Origin of the sequence: Glutamicibacter nicotianae (assembly GCF_006539525.1) — a bacterium.
In the GTDB taxonomy this organism is placed as follows: Bacteria; Actinomycetota; Actinomycetes; order Actinomycetales; family Micrococcaceae; genus Glutamicibacter; species Glutamicibacter nicotianae.
Genome location: NZ_BJNE01000027.1, coordinates 1 through 14,479 on the forward strand (window position 1 = coordinate 1; position 14,479 = coordinate 14,479).

Below are 14,479 nucleotides of genomic sequence, written 5' to 3' on the forward strand. Positions count from 1 at the left end.
GCTCGGCGAATCATCTGGCAATGATGATTCGCCGGGCCGTTTCCCATTGCCGCCGAGCATGGGTGAAGGCGAGATGAATGAGTGCCCCGCCCTTACAACTTCATGCACGGCATGGAAGCATGGGACACGACATGTTCAATACCGAAGGGGAGCGCTCATGCGTATCGCAGTTGCGGGAGGCACCGGTGCCATCGGCACGCTGGTGGTGGAACAGCTCAAGAATGCAGGCCACGAACCAGTGGTGCTCGCACGGTCTGCGGGATGCGACCTGACGAACCGCAGCGCGGTCGAGCAGTGGCTGGTTGACTGCCAAACGGTCATCGATGTTTCCGGAGCCAGCACCGCGAGTGCGGCGGCCTCCATGCGGTATTTCACCCAATCGACGGCCAACCTCGTCAGCGTAGGACGCGAGTCCGGGGTGCAGAACCACGTGGCGCTTTCAATCATTGGCGCAGCCACGGTGGATTCTGGCTACTACGCCGGCAAAGCGGCGCAAGAGCGGATGCTGCAAATGCTTCCCGGCGGTTACACCCTGCTGCGCACTACACAGTTCCACGAATTCATTGGCCAGAATGTCGGCCGGCTGGGCGCGGGGCCGGTGCAGATGGCGCCGAAAATGCGGATGCAGCCCATCGCAGGCAGCGAGGTGGCCGCCGCGCTCGTTGCCCTTGCCGGGGGACCCGCACAGGGTGTGGTGCTAGACCTTGCGGGACCGCAAGAGGAATACGCTCCCGACTTGATTGCCAAGTACCTGAAATCCCGCGGCAAGTCGCCAAAGATTGTTGAAGTGCCTGTTCCCGGTCCCATGGGCAAGGCAATGCGCGATGGGCGACTGCTGCCCGGCAGTTCCGCCAGGCTAGGCCACGAAACATTCGAAGCCTGGCTCGCTCGGCAGTAGCCTGGGTCTGCCCGAATTCCCACCTCTGCGTGGCCGTGACAAAACTGGCGGATTCTGCAAGCATCACATCATGGACGACAAAGAGCCTTATGTTCCTTATGTCCCCACGCCTCGGGACTTTCCCGGCTTCACGATGCCATCTTCAGTGCCGCAGGGCATGCGGCTGGAGCTGAGCCGTTCAAGGATCAAGGATGGGCAAGACGAGAACTTTGGTGCCTGGATGGAAACGCTCAATAATCGCTACGACGAATGCGAAGCATCCTTATCCGCGCAGCGGGCCGCGCTGGAAGCAACCTTCAAGCATGTGGAAGCCGATGGTTCGGTGTGGATCTACCACCTGAGCTTGGTGGGCGAGAACGGAAGCGGGCTCGATACCGAACAAGATATCGATGCGACCCACGAAGCGGCTAGCCGCCAGGCGAAAATGCCGGGGTGGGAAGAACTTGAACCGAAGTTCCTGCTCATGCCCGATCATCTCAGGGCATCCATGGTGCACTGGGCAGAGCATGGGCAGGCGCCAGGATAGAAGCAGCGGGCTGAAAGAAGAACACCTGAGGGCCTGGACAATTCTGTCCAGGCCCTCAGGTGTTCATGGCGGGTCCTACTTGGCTTCGTCGATCGACGCGATGACGGCGCCCGATGACAGGGTCTCGCCCGGAGCGATGTCCAGGCCGCTGACCACGCCATCACGGTGGGCGGTAATCGGCTGCTCCATCTTCATCGCTTCCAGCACGACAATCAGATCACCCTGGGAAACGGTGTCGCCATTCTCGACGGCAACCTTCACGATGGTGCCCTGCATTGGCGAACGCAGCTCTGCGCTGTTCGCGCCAGCGGCACCGGCTGCCTTGCGGCCGGGCTTGCGCTTCTTCTTGCCTGCGGCCTTCTCGGCACCGTTCGAGGATACGGAGCCCAGCGACGAGGGAAGGGTGACTTCCAAGCGCTTTCCGCCAACCTCGACCGTCACGCAGGTGCGTTCTTCCTCGGTTGCCTCCTCGCCGCCCATGGGCATAGGGTGAGGCTCGATGACGGTATCGAATTCGGTTTCGATCCAGCGGGTGTGGACCTTGAAGGATCCCTCTTCCGGAACGAATGACGGATCGCTCATGACTGCGCGGTGGAATGGCAGCACGGTGGCCATGCCCTCGATCTGGAATTCCTCCAAGGCGCGGCGTGAACGGGCGGCGGCGATTGCACGGGTCGGGCCGGTCACGATCAGCTTGGCGATCATCGAGTCGAAGTTCCCCGAGACGGTCTCGCCCTGCTCGATGCCTGAATCCACGCGGACGCCGGGGCCGGTGGGCAGGTTCATCTTGGTGATGGTGCCTGGGGTCGGCATGAAGTTGCGGCCGGCATCCTCGCCGTTGATGCGGAATTCGAAGGAGTGGCCGCGCAGTTCGGGGTCGCCGTAGCCCAGTTCCTCGCCGCGGGCGATGCGGAACTGCTCGTGCACCAGGTCCATGCCGGCGATCTCCTCAGAGACCGTGTGCTCGACCTGCAGGCGGGTGTTGACCTCGAGGAACGAGATCACGCCGTCCTGGCCCACGAGGAATTCGCAGGTGCCGGCGCCGGTGTAGTTTGCCTCGCGCAAGATGGCCTTGGACGCTTCGTACAACCGGGCGGTCTGCTCTTCGCTCAGGAACGGGGCCGGGGCTTCCTCTACCAGCTTCTGGTTTCGGCGCTGCAGCGAGCAGTCGCGGGTGGAAACGACAACCACATTGCCATGGGTATCGGCCAGGCACTGGGTCTCCACGTGGCGCGGTGCATCCAGGAAGCGTTCGATGAAGCATTCGCCGCGGCCGAAAGCCGCGACGGCTTCACGGACTGCCGAATCGTACATCTCGCCGATTTCTTCGCGGTTGCGGACAACCTTGATGCCGCGTCCGCCACCGCCGTAAGCGGCCTTGATCGCCAATGGAAGTCCGTGCTCGTCGGCGAAGGCATACACCTCGTCCGCCGAGGCCACCGGGTCCTTGGTGCCGGGCACCAGCGGAGCGCCCACCTTTTCAGCGATGTGGCGGGCCTTGACCTTGTCGCCGAGCTTGTCGATGGATTCCGGCGAAGGACCGATCCAGGTCAAGCCTGCGTCGATCACGGCTTGGGCGAACTCCGCGTTCTCCGAGAGGAAGCCGTAGCCAGGGTGGATCGCGTCGGCGCCGGAGCGTTCGGCGGCGTCCAGGATCTTCTCAATGCGAAGGTACGATTCAGCGGCGGTGGTGCCGCCCAGTGCGTAGGCCTCATCAGCCAGGCGCACATGCATCGCATCGCGATCCGAGTCGGCATAGACCGCAACAGACTCGATTCCCTCGTCGCGGGCGGCACGGATAATACGCACTGCAATCTCGCCACGGTTGGCGATAAGCACCTTCGTCAATGGATTCATCATGAACCTTGTCTTTTAAAAATAGGGTTTCTCAGCTTAGAGCCTATCGTTTTTGTGGGAACTATATGTAGTTATCGCCTAAAACGAGGGTGTTAGGGTGAAATTTTTAGAGGAATCCTACAAAGCTGCCTCGCTCTATGGCTTCGTTGCACCCGCCCGATATGGCCTGCGGCCGCTACCACCCGCCGGGCCATGGAGGGAACGCCGCTTTCCGCTTGCATGTCGGAGGTGCTGGCATCTGCCCTATCCGTCCTGTGCCGGTCGAACTAGGCTGTCGATACTATGAAAAACAAGGAGGCCGCCGTGGGAAACCGGAGAAAGGCGCTGTGCGCGCTGCTCGCTGCTGGAACGCTGGCACTGGCAGCCTGTTCCAGCGGGACCGGAATTCCGGCGCTGGACCGAGAACCTGGCGAAGCTGACCAGTGGCCAGGCGATAAGAGCCAGCTGGAAAACCTTGATTCGCAGTCCGTGCGTTTCCTGGTGGCAAATGGCGGTGCTGACTACTTCGCCGTCGCTTCTGCCGATAAGCAGACTGCCTGCCTCTTCAAGTTCGTCGATGGAGAAGACTCCGCCGCTGGCGGATGCGGCGGAGCAGGGGGTGCGGATGCCATTGTTGAGGTGAATACTCCCGAAACAGCGATGATGCTGGTCCGGGCCGGAACTGACATCTCGCACTGGGAAGATGCGGGGTGGACCAGGATCCACGAGAACGTTCTCGTGTTCTAGCTGGGTGGCTGTCATGGAATTCCTGAAAGGCCGATCAATCCAATCTGCCTTGCGCTCCGAGGGGCCCGCCCATGCCGGTGCCGCGCCCGGGACAGGCAACTGTGGACGGGACTTCATGCCTTGGCAAACCCACGGGGCATCCAGCCAAGCCAATGCGCTTTGGATTCAGCGTGGAGCGGGCTCGGCAGCTACGCCTGCCGCTCACGGTGGCGCCTGACTGCCGCGCGATTGGCGCAGCGCACAGAGCAGTAGCGCTGGCGCCCGTTGCGCGTCACGTCCACAACCACGTTGGTGCACGGTTCCGCTTCGCAGCGCCGCAGCCGGTGCATGCCCCGGGTGGTCAGATGCAATGCCGTGCCAACGGAAAAAACGGAGCGCAGCACCTGGGGCATGCTCTGGCCGTCATCGCGATAGTGCAGGTGCCATCCCTCGTCATCATGGTCAACCAGGCGCGGATAGGCTGAAGCGCGAGCGGTCTGCGCATTGAGCAGCCGTGCCCGTTCGGCATCCGACGGTGCGTCAACGATGTCCAGCCAGTCATCCACCACCGCGCGCATTTGGACGTAGTCCGAGCCAAGTCGCGGAAAGGGCATGGTCATGCCGTGCTCGCGGGCGCGTTGCTCGATGCCATCGCGCTCCGAAGGCCAGTCGTTGGCCAGTGATGCGGCGAGCAACACCGCATATTCTCCGTAAGGGTTGAGTTGCATAAGAGTATTACATCATGCTGGAGCCATGACTACTGCACAGCACAGCCACGCCGCTGGTTCCCGGAAAGAAGCTGATCTCCACGAGCACAGCTGGCAGACCGAGTCCAGCCATCCGACGTCCACTGGAATTGTTGAATACCTCCAATGCCGCCGATGCCGGCGCCGCATCATGCGCCAGCGCGGCTTCGCCGAGGAGCAGATGCTGCTGAGCAAGGAACTGCAGGCAGGAAAAAAGGTGCCTTCCGCCATGCAGCGGAAGGCACCACCATCCGGCAAGAGCCGGGCTATTTCCAGAGATCCACGAGGCTGATCCCGGCCTGCGCCAGCAGGCCGCGCAGCACGAAGACATCCAAACCGACAACGTTCTGGAAGTTGCCTTCGATGGACTCGATGAAGGCCGCGGCCAGCCCATCAATGGTGAAGGCTCCGGCACAGGGCAGTGGTTCCCCGCTGGCTACGTAGGCCTCGATCTCGGCATCGCTCACGGTGGAGAAATGCACCACGGTCGACGAGACCTGGCCGCGGGCCTGGACTGGATCGGCGGTATCGATCAGCCAATGGCCCGAGTGCAGGATGCCGGTGGCACCGCTCAGCTGCTGCCACCGTTCGCGGGCCACCTGCGCGGTGTGCGGCTTTCCGTAGGCCACGCCATCAAGCTCGAAGACCGAATCGCAACCCAGCACCACGGTGCCATCCGGCTGCCCGGCCTGCGCCACATTCTCAGCCTTGGCACGGGCCAGCAGCAAGGCGGTCTGCGCTGGCGACTGATCGCCATCGCGGTCCACCGCGGCGGCAAGCACTGCGTCTTCATCCACCTCGGATACCTGGGTGGTGAACATGATGCCGGCATCGGACAGAACTTTCTTGCGTCCCCAGGAAGCCGAAGCCAAGAGCAGCCGGGGTTCGGGATTCAGCTGTTCGCTCATACTGCCGCGTTCTCCTTGGTCTGGTCCTGGCTGGAGCCGTCTTGGGAAGCGTTGTCCTCGGATTCCAGCATTTCGTTGAGCTTCGATCCTTCCACATCAACGTCGGGCAAGATCTTGTCCAGCCACTTGGGCAGGTACCAGGCCTTGTCGCCCAGCAGGTGCATGACTGCAGGAATCAGGGTCATGCGGATGATGAACGCATCGAAGAGCACACCGAAGGCCAGCGCGAAACCGAGCGGCCGGATCATTGCCAGGTGCGAGAACACGAAGCCGGCGAAGACCGAAATCATGATCAGCGCGGCGGCGGTGACCACCGGTGCTGCCATCGAGAAGCCGGAACGGACGGCTTCCTTGGCAGGCTCGCCGTGGGCGTAGCGTTCGCGCATCGCCGAGACCAGGAAGACCTGGTAGTCCATGGCCAGTCCGAACAGGATGCCGGTGAGCAGGATCGGCAGGAAGGACAGCAGCGGACCTGGAACATTGACATCGAACAGCGCGGAGAACCAGCCGAACTGGTACACCATGACGCTGGCGCCGAAGGCGGCCGCGAGCGAAAGCAGGAAGCCGCCGGTAGCCAGCAGTGGGACCACTACCGAGCGGAAGACCAGCAGCAGCAGGATCAGCGACAGGCCAACCACGATGCTCAGGTATGGGACCAGCGCGGAGGTGACCTTCTCGGAGACGTCAATCTGTGCGGCAACCTGGCCGGTCAATGCAATATCGGCGCCGGTGGCTTCGGAGAACTTCGAGTAGTCTGCGCGCAGCTCGTGCACCAGCGCCTCGGTGGCTTCCGAGGACGGGCCATCGGTAGGGATCACCTGGATGGCGGCCAGGCTGCGGTCGTCGGTCATGGTGACCGGGATGGCGGCCACGACACCGTCGTATTCGCGCAGCAGGTCAGCCACGTCGAGGCTCTTCTCCTCGGCTTCGCGCTCGCTCAGCCCGGCCGGCAGGTCAGCCAGGACCAGCAGCGGGCCGTTGTAGCCCGAGCCGAACTTGTCGCTGGTCTGCTCGTAGGCCTGGAAGGCCTGCGAATCAGCAGGTTCAGCACTGCCATCGGGCAATGCGGTACGCATCTGCGTGGCCGGCAGGGCGATGGCACCCAGGACGACTACCACCAGCAAGGCCACTGGGACCGCGATCTTCGTGACCATGCGCACCCAGCGGGTGGAGACTGATTCCTTGACCTTCGGATTCTCGGCATCTGCGGCGGCCTTCTCGCGGGCCCGCTTGGATACCAGCTTGTTGCCAGCCAGGGACAGCAGCGCCGGCAGCAGGGTGATGTTCAGCAGCACCGAGCACAATACGGTGAACGCGGCCGACAGGCCCAGGACGGTCAGGAACGGAAGTCCCGGGACAGCCAGTGCTGCCAGCGCAATGATCACGGTCAGGCCGGCGAAGACCACCGCGTTGCCGCTGGTTCCCACTGCGCGTGCAATCGATTCTCCGACCTCCATGCCGGACAGCAGCTGCGAGCGGTGGCGGTGGATGATGAACAGCGCGTAGTCGATGCCCACCGCCAGGCCCAGCATGAGCGCCAAGGCAGGGGTAATCGAGGCCATGTCGATCAGCGAGGAGAACGCCATGGTGGTGCCCACGCCGGCGCCCACGCCGAGGATCGCCAGCAGCAGCGGCAAGCCGGCGGCAACCAAGGTGCCGAGCATGGCCAGCAGGACGATGGCGGCGATCACCACGCCAACGATTTCCGAAGCGCCGAAGACCTGGGACATGTCCTGCATGATCTCCTTGGAGAACAGCACCTGAACACCATTGGCCTGCGGCCCTGCAGCGATGGCCTTGATCTGCTCGCGGTCATCGGGAGTCAGGGCATCGGTCTGGACCGTGAAGCTTACCTGCGAAACTGCGGTGCTTCCGTCCTCGGAAACGAAACGCATGCCGGAGCTCGCGCCCACCTGTCGGGAAGCGAATTCCAGCTCAGCACGGCCGGACTCCAGGTCCTTCAGGCCCTGCTCGACATCCTTTTCGCCCTGCTCGAGCTCGGCGGTCTTTTCCTTGATGGTCTTTTCGCCGTCTTCAAGCTGCTTCTTGGCTGCTGCCAGTTCAGCCTTGCCTTCAAGGAACTGGGCCTTCTTGGCATCGAATTCACGCTGCCCGGCTTCCAGCTTGGCGCGGCCTTCATCGAGCTCGGCCTGGCCCTGGTTCAGCTTCGCCTTGTTGGTTGCGATTTCCTTCTTGGCTGCATCCAGCTGCGCTTTGGCTGCATCCAGCTGGGTTTTGGCGGCATCAAGCTGGCCGCGGTTGGCTTCCAGTTCCTTATGTCCGGCCTTGGCCTGGGCCTGGCCGGCGTCGAGTTCCTTGCGCGCGGCATCAAGCTGCTTCAGGCCTGCCTCTGCCTTGGCGATCTGCTCCAGCGCGGCGGTGGCCTGCTTCTTGCCGGCGGTAGCTTCGGCGATGCCGGATTTGGCTGCGGTCTTGCCGGCCTCGGCCTTGGCCAGGCCTTCCTTCAGAGCGTTGAGGGTAGCAGTGTATTCGGCGATCTTCTGTTCATCGCCGGCTTCTTCAGCGGCATCGAGCTGCTGCTGCACGCCGGCAATCTTGGCCGTCAGGTCCTTGATCGCCGCTTCAGCTTCGGCCAGGCCTGCCTGTGCCTCGGCCAGTCCGTCCTCGGCAGCCTTCAGGCCCGCGGCGGCTTCCTTCTTGCCGTCGGACAGGTCTGCCTCGAATTCCTTGCGGGAGGAGTCGCCGAGCAGCTGGTCCATGCCAGCCTGGTATTCCTTTTCGCCCGCGGCCAGTTTGGCATCGGCGGCTTCGAGCTTCTTCTCGCCAGCCTCGAACTGTTCCCGGCCCGCGTCGTATTCGGCCTTGCCATCCTTGTATTGGGCCAATCCGGCCTCGTACTTCGCTTCGCCAGCCTCCAGCTGCTCGCGGCCGGAGTTCAGCTCACGCTGCCCGGCTTCCAGCTGTGCGCGGCTATCGGCCAGCTGCTTTTCGGCTGCGGCGATCTGCGGTTCAGCATCCTGGATTTCCTTCTGCCCGTCGAAGTACTGGGCCCAGCCTTCGGTGAGCTCCTCACGGCCATCCTTGAGCTGCACCTTGCCATCGGCAATTTGCTCCTTGGCATCGTCCAGCTTTTTCTGGCCGTCAACCAGTTCCTGCTGCGCCTTGTCCAGCTCAGGCTGCGCCTTGTCGAGCTGTTCCTGCAATTCGAAGGGGCTCATGGCCTCGATGACCTGGGAATGCATGCCCAACTGGTCCAAGGACTCGGCGATGGCCTGCTTCTGGGTTTCATTCAGCGGCCGGTCCGTGCTTTCGCGGAACACGATGGAGCCGGAACCGCCGGCGAGATCCGGAAGTTCTTCCTTCATCCGGTCCAGGGTGCGCTGGGTTTCGGTTCCCGGAAGGGTAAAGGTATTGGACAGCTGGCCCATGAACAAGCTGGCGCTCAGCCCAATGAAGATGAAGGCTGCCAGCCACATCGAAATGACGCGGTAGCGGTGCAGGTGTGCCCATCGCGCGAGGCGGTAGAGGAGGGAAGCCATGAGCTTAGATGTCCTTCATGGTGCTAGTGCTGGAAAGCGGCAAGGCCTTGAAACCCTCGTCAAGGGTTTCCATGGCCTGGGTAATCAAGGAATGGAAGACGGAAATGAGTTCGGGGGAGATGTCCATGCCGACAGTTTCGGTGGCGGGCAGACGTTCGATCCACTCGTCGAAGGCGGCTTGGCCTGCGCCGAGCAGCGCATGGGTGAAGACCCTGACGGTGAAGGTATTGGCGTGCGGATAGCGTCGGGCCACCTTCTCGATGACTTCAGTGGCGGCTGTCTGCCATTCATTCATCATGGCGGGGAAGCCGCAGTTGGCACCTTCGGTCCGCAAGAACGCACCGAAGTGAGCCACCTGTCCGAGCAGCCGCGCGACATCATCGGACTTGAGCGCTTCGATGATCGCTTCCACCAATGGCATGGAATCAGTCAGGTCGCTGATGGAATCCACCATGGTTCCCAGAACCTGATGCAGCGGATAGGAATAGACCGCATCCACCGAGGGGAAGTAGTTGAAGAGCGTTCGCCGGGAGATTCCTGCCGCCTCGGCGATCTGGGTCGCAGTGAGCGCGGTGCCAGAGCCGTGGCGGAGCAGATCCGCGACGGCTTCGACGATGGCTTGTTTCGTCGCCTGCTTGTTCAGTTCGCGGCGGGTGCCGGTACTTGGAGAAGTCACATGATTACACTACGTGCAAAGTTGCACTCTGTGCAAAAGGAGTGGGTGTGACCCTAAACAAGAAATCGGCGCACGGGCGAAAATGCCCGTGCGCCGATCATCACCAGCAATGCCTACTTGGCCGCGGCTGCCTCAGCATCTGGAGCCGAGATGCTTTCGTCGGCAAAAGGATTGCCATTGCGTGGAGCGTTGTACATGTCGATGTCCAAGATGCCCTCGCGCTTGGCGACAATGGTTGGAACCAGCGCCTGGCCGGCGACGTTCACCGCGGTGCGGCCCATATCGATGATCGGGTCAACGGCCATCAGCAAGCCGACGCCTGCCAGCGGAAGGCCCAGGGTGGACAGGGTCAGCGTCAGCATCACGATGGCGCCGGTGGTGCCTGCGGTTGCCGCCGAGCCCAGGACGGATACCAGGGCAATCAGGAAGTAATCGGTGAGCGAGAGCTCGACGCCGAAGAACTGGGCAACGAAAATGGCGGCGATCGCCGGGTAGATGGCAGCGCAGCCGTCCATCTTGGTGGTGGCGCCCAATGGGACTGCGAAGGAAGCGTAGCCCGAAGGCACGCCGAGGTTGCGTTCGGTGACGCGTTGGGTCAATGGCAGCGTGCCAATCGACGAGCGCGAGACGAAGGCCAGCTGCACGGCGGGCCAAACGCCCGAGAAGTACTGCTTGATGGACAGGCCATGAGCACGGACCAGGACCGGGTACAGCGCGAACAGCACCAGTGCCAAGCCGACATAGATCGCTACGGTGAATTTGCCCAGCGCACCGATGGTGTCCCAGCCGTAGGTGGCGACAGCGTTGCCGATCAGGCCAACCGTGCCGATCGGTGCAATGCGGATGATCCACCAGAGGACCTTCTGGATGATCGCCAAGATAGAAGTGGAGAACGCCAGGAAGGGTTCTGCTGCCTTTCCGACCTTGAGTGCGGCGATGCCCACAGCAATGGCAATCACCAGGATCTGCAGGACATTGAAGCTGATCGAGGTGGTGGCGGTGGCATCATCGGCAAGCTTGGTGCTGGCGCCCAGGCCCAGGAAATTGGCTGGGACCAATCCGGTGAGGAAGCCCAGCCAGTCGCCGGTCTTGCCGGTGTAGTCATCCGGCATGTCCTGGCCGGTATTCGCTCCGGGGCGGAAAACGGTGCCGAGGACCATGCCGATGACGACGGAGACCAGAGCGGTGATGGCGAACCACAGCAGGGTCTGCCATGCGAGCCGTGCTGCATTGGTGACCTTGGCGAGGTTGGCAATCGAGGCGACAACTGCAAAGAAGATCAGCGGGATTACCGCGGTGCGCAGCAGGGCTACGTAGCTGGATCCAATGATCGACAGGGCTTCACCCAGGCCGTTGGGCTCTTCGGCGGTGCTGCCGGTGTACTTGGCCACGAGGCCCAAAAGGAGACCGACAATCAGTGCCGCAATGATCTGCGGTCCGAAACTGGTCATCCAGCGGGGAAGCTTAGATGCAGGTGCGTTAGTAGACATGCGTTCAAGATTAGGGTGCTCATCTGCTTGGGCAGCAGTCAATGTTACTGAACATGACGATATTTCGTTGTTTGTGCTTCATTGCACTCCAAAGCGGTGCCGGGGGTCACAAATCCGGTGAAACTACGCGAGAAATGAAGGGTTCCTTGGGCGCCGAAACAAAGTTCGCCATTTGGGAATTTCTGCGTGTCGTTCATTGTTTCTGGACTATTTGCCTTGACTGTGCAATGGAAAGTCAGATCACTGCACGCATCTCGGCTTCCAGTCCTATTGCCGACGCGAGCAGATTGCGCATCACAACCAGCAGCCAGGTGGCGGCGCTGCCGAACGCCACGGTGCCAGCGACCATCAAGAATACGCCGGGACCGCCGGCGCCGACGATCGCCAGCAAGTGAAATCCCAATCCCAGGACCAAGAAGGTGGCGATCGCGGATGCGCAGATGATGGTGGTGACCCAGCGCAATGAACTATTCTCGAAGATTCTCTGGCGTTGAACCTTTGACAGCAGTATCCAGATGCAGGCCAGGGCAACCTGCAGGCATATGATTCCCGCCGTCACCACCCATCGGTATGGGGTGGCCAGATAGGCAACTTCGGGATGGATGCTGACGGACTCTGCGATAAACAGCGGCAAAATCAGCGTCTGGGCCAAGAGTGCGCCGAGGAAGATAGCGATCAGCGAAGCCCGAAGCAGAGCAATGGCAGAATTCGTCATACGATTGATTATCAATCATAATCTATCGATTATCAATAGGATCTGTCGAGTGTATCTCGATTTCACGCTACTGGACTCCGTGATTCGGGGCGGTGATCTCGCACGCAGGGCCTGCCAGCCTTGACCTGTCGGTGTCTTGTGGAAAGGTAGGAGCCAGCAAAGCGGTGCAAATTTATTGCCGTGGTCCATTCCGGAGCGGAAAGAAGGAAACTAATGCGCGTATACATTACGAGTGTCTTCGTCGATGACCAGGCGAAAGCCAAGGCGTTCTATACCGAGGTGCTGGGCTTCAAGGTGAAGCACGACATTCCCGTCGGGGAGTACAGCTGGCTGTCCCTCGTCGCTGCCGACCAGGAAGATGGTCCTGAAGTCCTCCTCGAGCCGGCGGCGCATCCAGCTGTCGGGCCATACCGCGCGGCGCTGAAAGCCGATGGCATCCCGGCAACGTCTTTTGCCGTTGATGATGTCCAGGCGGAATTCGAGCGCTTGGGTTCATTGGGGGTGGAGTTCACCCAGGAGCCAATGGACGCAGGTCCCGTGATGGTGGCGACCTTTGATGACACCTGCGGCAATCTGATCCAGATTTCCAGCTACAAGGCGTAATGCGAATTGGCGGCCCTGCAGTATTGCAGGGCCGCCAATTCGCATTGCTGGAAGCTACTTGACCAGTGCGCGCTTCAGGGTATCCAGGCCCACTGAACCGAGCTGCAATGCCGCGGTGTGGAAATCCTTGAGCGAGAAGTTCTCGCCCTGGGCCGCTGCGAGATCATCCCGGATCTGCTCCCAGAGTCGCTGGCCGATCTTGTAGGACGGGGCCTGGCCCGGCCAACCGAGGTAGCGGTTGTACTCGAAGTCCAGCTGCCCCTTGGACATGTCCAGATTCTTCTGGAGGAACTCGTAGCCGTTTTCGGCATTCCAGGTGCCGGAGCCCCACTGCGCGGGGACTTCCAAGCCCAAATGGACACCGATGTCGAAGACCACGCGAGCTGCACGCAGGCGCTGCGCGTCAAGCATGCCCATGTAGTCGCCTGGGTCGTCGAGGTAGCCCAGCTGGTGCATGAGACGCTCGGAATACAGTGCCCAGCCTTCGCCGTGGCCGGAAACCCAGCACATCAATCGGCGCCAGCTGTTCAGCGTAGCTGCCTGCATCTGCGCGGTGCCAATCTGCAGGTGATGGCCCGGCACGCCTTCGTGGTACACGGTGGTCAGTTCGGCCCACGTGGTGAATTCATCTTCTCCCGGCGGAACCGACCACCACATCCGGCCCGGACGGCTGAAGTCTTCCGACGGCCCGGTGTAGTACACGCCGCCATCCTGGGTGGGCGCAATCATGCACTCGATGCGGTCCATGGGTGCCGGGATCTCGAAATGCGTGCCCGACAAATCGGCCATGGCCTGATCCGCCTTGCCCTGCATCCAATCGCGCAAGGCGTCGGTGCCTTTCAGCTTTCGTGCCGGATCCTCGTTGAGGATCCTCTTGGCTTCCTCAATCGTGGCGCCCGGCTTGATCTGCTCGGCGACGCGCTGCTGCTCGGCGATGATGGCATCGAGCTCGCCAACTCCCCAGGCATAGGTCTCTTCCAGGTCCACTGTTGCGCCCAGGAAGCGGCGGGACATCAGCGAATAGTACTCCCGGCCCACCGCGTCTTCGGCTGGTGCCTGCGGCAGGAGTTCATCTTGCAGGTAGGTGGTGAGCTTGCGGTAGGCCGTCTTTGCGGCGTCTGCACCGGCTTGAAGCTGTTCCTGCAATGCGGCATCCACCGTGGTGCCGGAGACGGCCAGCTGGTCGAAGAAGCCGCCGTCCTTGGCGTAGTCGGTGGTTTGCGTGATCACAATGGAGACCTGTCGCCGTGCGGCGACCAAGCCGTTCGAGGCGGAATCTCGCAGGGACGCAATGTAGCCGTCAATCGCGGCAGGGATGTTCGACATCCGCTGGGCGATGAAGGCATAATCCGCGGAGGTATCCTGCGGCATCAAATCGATGATCGAGCGGATTTCCTGGGCCGCGCTGGCAATATTGTTCAGTTCGGTGCGCCCGGTGAACAGGATTTCCAATTCCAGGCTCAACCGCTCGGTCATCGCATCGAGGGAGACCTCGTCAATGGCGTCGACCGGGGTGGCGTTGGCCAATGCGCCCAAGGTCTCGCGCAGCAAGCTGATCATCTGGGTCGTGCCGGCAGGGGAATAATCGCCGTAGGCGGTTTCGTAACCCGGCATGCCAAGGGAAACTCCCCACTCCGGGGTCAGTTCAAGGGATTTGGCGAAGAAATCTTCGGCGATCTGGTCGATGGCCGAGGGATCGCGGTGCGGTGCGGGGGATGTCATGTAGCTAACAGTAGTTGATATGAAAGATTTGTTGAAGACTTTTCCGCGGGTTCATTCTCTATTATTTATCCCTCGCCCAAGCTGGCATTCAAAGGGTGAGGGCTGCATCGCTAGTGTTGCCAGCGATGGATGT

13 protein-coding genes are annotated in these 14,479 nt (G+C 61.6%); 5 read left to right on the forward strand and 8 right to left on the reverse strand.

The features are described 5' to 3' along the window. Positions 1-157: 157 nt before the first annotated feature. Both ANI01nite_RS16130 and ANI01nite_RS16135 read left to right on the forward strand, forming a co-directional pair. Positions 158-898: an SDR family oxidoreductase gene (locus ANI01nite_RS16130; protein ID WP_066139670.1), complete on the forward strand. Its 741-nt coding sequence runs from the start codon at positions 158-160 to the stop codon at positions 896-898. A 70-nt stretch (positions 899-968) separates the two neighbouring features. Then, positions 969-1,424 carry a DUF6176 family protein gene (locus ANI01nite_RS16135; RefSeq protein WP_255314578.1) on the forward strand — a complete coding sequence of 152 codons (456 nt, stop codon included), beginning with the start codon at positions 969-971 and terminating at the stop codon, positions 1,422-1,424. Positions 1,425-1,499: 75 nt separating this feature from the next. Here ANI01nite_RS16135 and ANI01nite_RS16140 read toward each other — a convergent pair whose 3' ends face one another. Continuing rightward, complete coding sequence (locus ANI01nite_RS16140) at positions 1,500-3,284, reverse strand: acetyl/propionyl/methylcrotonyl-CoA carboxylase subunit alpha (RefSeq protein ID WP_141359249.1); 1,785 nt, start codon at positions 3,282-3,284, stop codon at positions 1,500-1,502. A 300-nt stretch (positions 3,285-3,584) separates the two neighbouring features. Here ANI01nite_RS16140 and ANI01nite_RS16145 point away from each other — a divergent pair, with 300 nt between their 5' ends. Next, on the forward strand, positions 3,585-4,007 hold the full coding sequence (locus ANI01nite_RS16145; RefSeq protein ID WP_141359251.1) for a hypothetical protein: 423 nt from the start codon (positions 3,585-3,587) through the stop codon (positions 4,005-4,007). Between the two features lie 188 nt (positions 4,008-4,195). On the opposite strand, the gene ANI01nite_RS16150 is transcribed toward ANI01nite_RS16145, so the two are convergent. Beyond that, on the reverse strand, positions 4,196-4,714 hold the full coding sequence (locus ANI01nite_RS16150; protein WP_141359253.1) for a CGNR zinc finger domain-containing protein: 519 nt from the start codon (positions 4,712-4,714) through the stop codon (positions 4,196-4,198). Between the two features lie 25 nt (positions 4,715-4,739). On the opposite strand from ANI01nite_RS16150, the gene ANI01nite_RS16155 reads away from it, so the two are divergent. After that, positions 4,740-5,024 (forward strand): hypothetical protein, encoded by a 285-nt coding sequence (locus ANI01nite_RS16155; protein ID WP_141359255.1) that lies wholly within the window; start codon positions 4,740-4,742, stop codon positions 5,022-5,024. Here ANI01nite_RS16155 and ANI01nite_RS16160 read toward each other — a convergent pair. The 5 genes from ANI01nite_RS16160 to ANI01nite_RS16180 all read right to left on the reverse strand — a co-directional run bounded on the left by ANI01nite_RS16160 (position 4,999) and on the right by ANI01nite_RS16180 (position 12,021). Continuing rightward, a complete protein-coding gene (locus ANI01nite_RS16160; RefSeq protein WP_141359257.1) occupies positions 4,999-5,640 on the reverse strand; it encodes a Maf family protein in 642 nt (213 codons plus the stop codon). The two genes, ANI01nite_RS16155 and ANI01nite_RS16160, sit on opposite strands and share 26 nt — an antisense overlap. Next, positions 5,637-9,140, reverse strand: coding sequence for an MMPL family transporter (locus ANI01nite_RS16165; RefSeq protein WP_141359259.1), 3,504 nt, complete (start codon positions 9,138-9,140; stop codon positions 5,637-5,639). Before ANI01nite_RS16165 ends, ANI01nite_RS16160 begins: the two co-directional genes overlap by 4 nt. A gap of 4 nt (positions 9,141-9,144) precedes the next feature. Next, positions 9,145-9,816, reverse strand: a complete 672-nt coding sequence (locus tag ANI01nite_RS16170; RefSeq protein WP_038989831.1) for a TetR family transcriptional regulator — start codon at positions 9,814-9,816, stop codon at positions 9,145-9,147. Positions 9,817-9,929: 113 nt separating this feature from the next. Continuing rightward, the gene (locus ANI01nite_RS16175) at positions 9,930-11,306 is read right to left on the reverse strand and encodes a dicarboxylate/amino acid:cation symporter (RefSeq protein ID WP_141359261.1); all 1,377 of its coding nucleotides are present in this window, start codon (positions 11,304-11,306) and stop codon (positions 9,930-9,932) included. A gap of 235 nt (positions 11,307-11,541) precedes the next feature. Beyond that, complete coding sequence (locus ANI01nite_RS16180; RefSeq protein ID WP_141359262.1) at positions 11,542-12,021, reverse strand: DUF2975 domain-containing protein; 480 nt, start codon at positions 12,019-12,021, stop codon at positions 11,542-11,544. Positions 12,022-12,234: 213 nt separating this feature from the next. On the opposite strand from ANI01nite_RS16180, the gene ANI01nite_RS16185 reads away from it, so the two are divergent. Then, entirely contained in the window at positions 12,235-12,624 is a 390-nt protein-coding gene (locus ANI01nite_RS16185) for a VOC family protein (protein ID WP_141359264.1), read from the forward strand. Between the two features lie 54 nt (positions 12,625-12,678). Here the strand turns inward: ANI01nite_RS16185 and ANI01nite_RS16190 are convergent, their stop codons facing one another. Further along, the gene (locus ANI01nite_RS16190) at positions 12,679-14,346 is read right to left on the reverse strand and encodes a DUF885 domain-containing protein (protein WP_141359266.1); all 1,668 of its coding nucleotides are present in this window, start codon (positions 14,344-14,346) and stop codon (positions 12,679-12,681) included. Between the last annotated feature and the right edge of the window lie 133 nt (positions 14,347-14,479).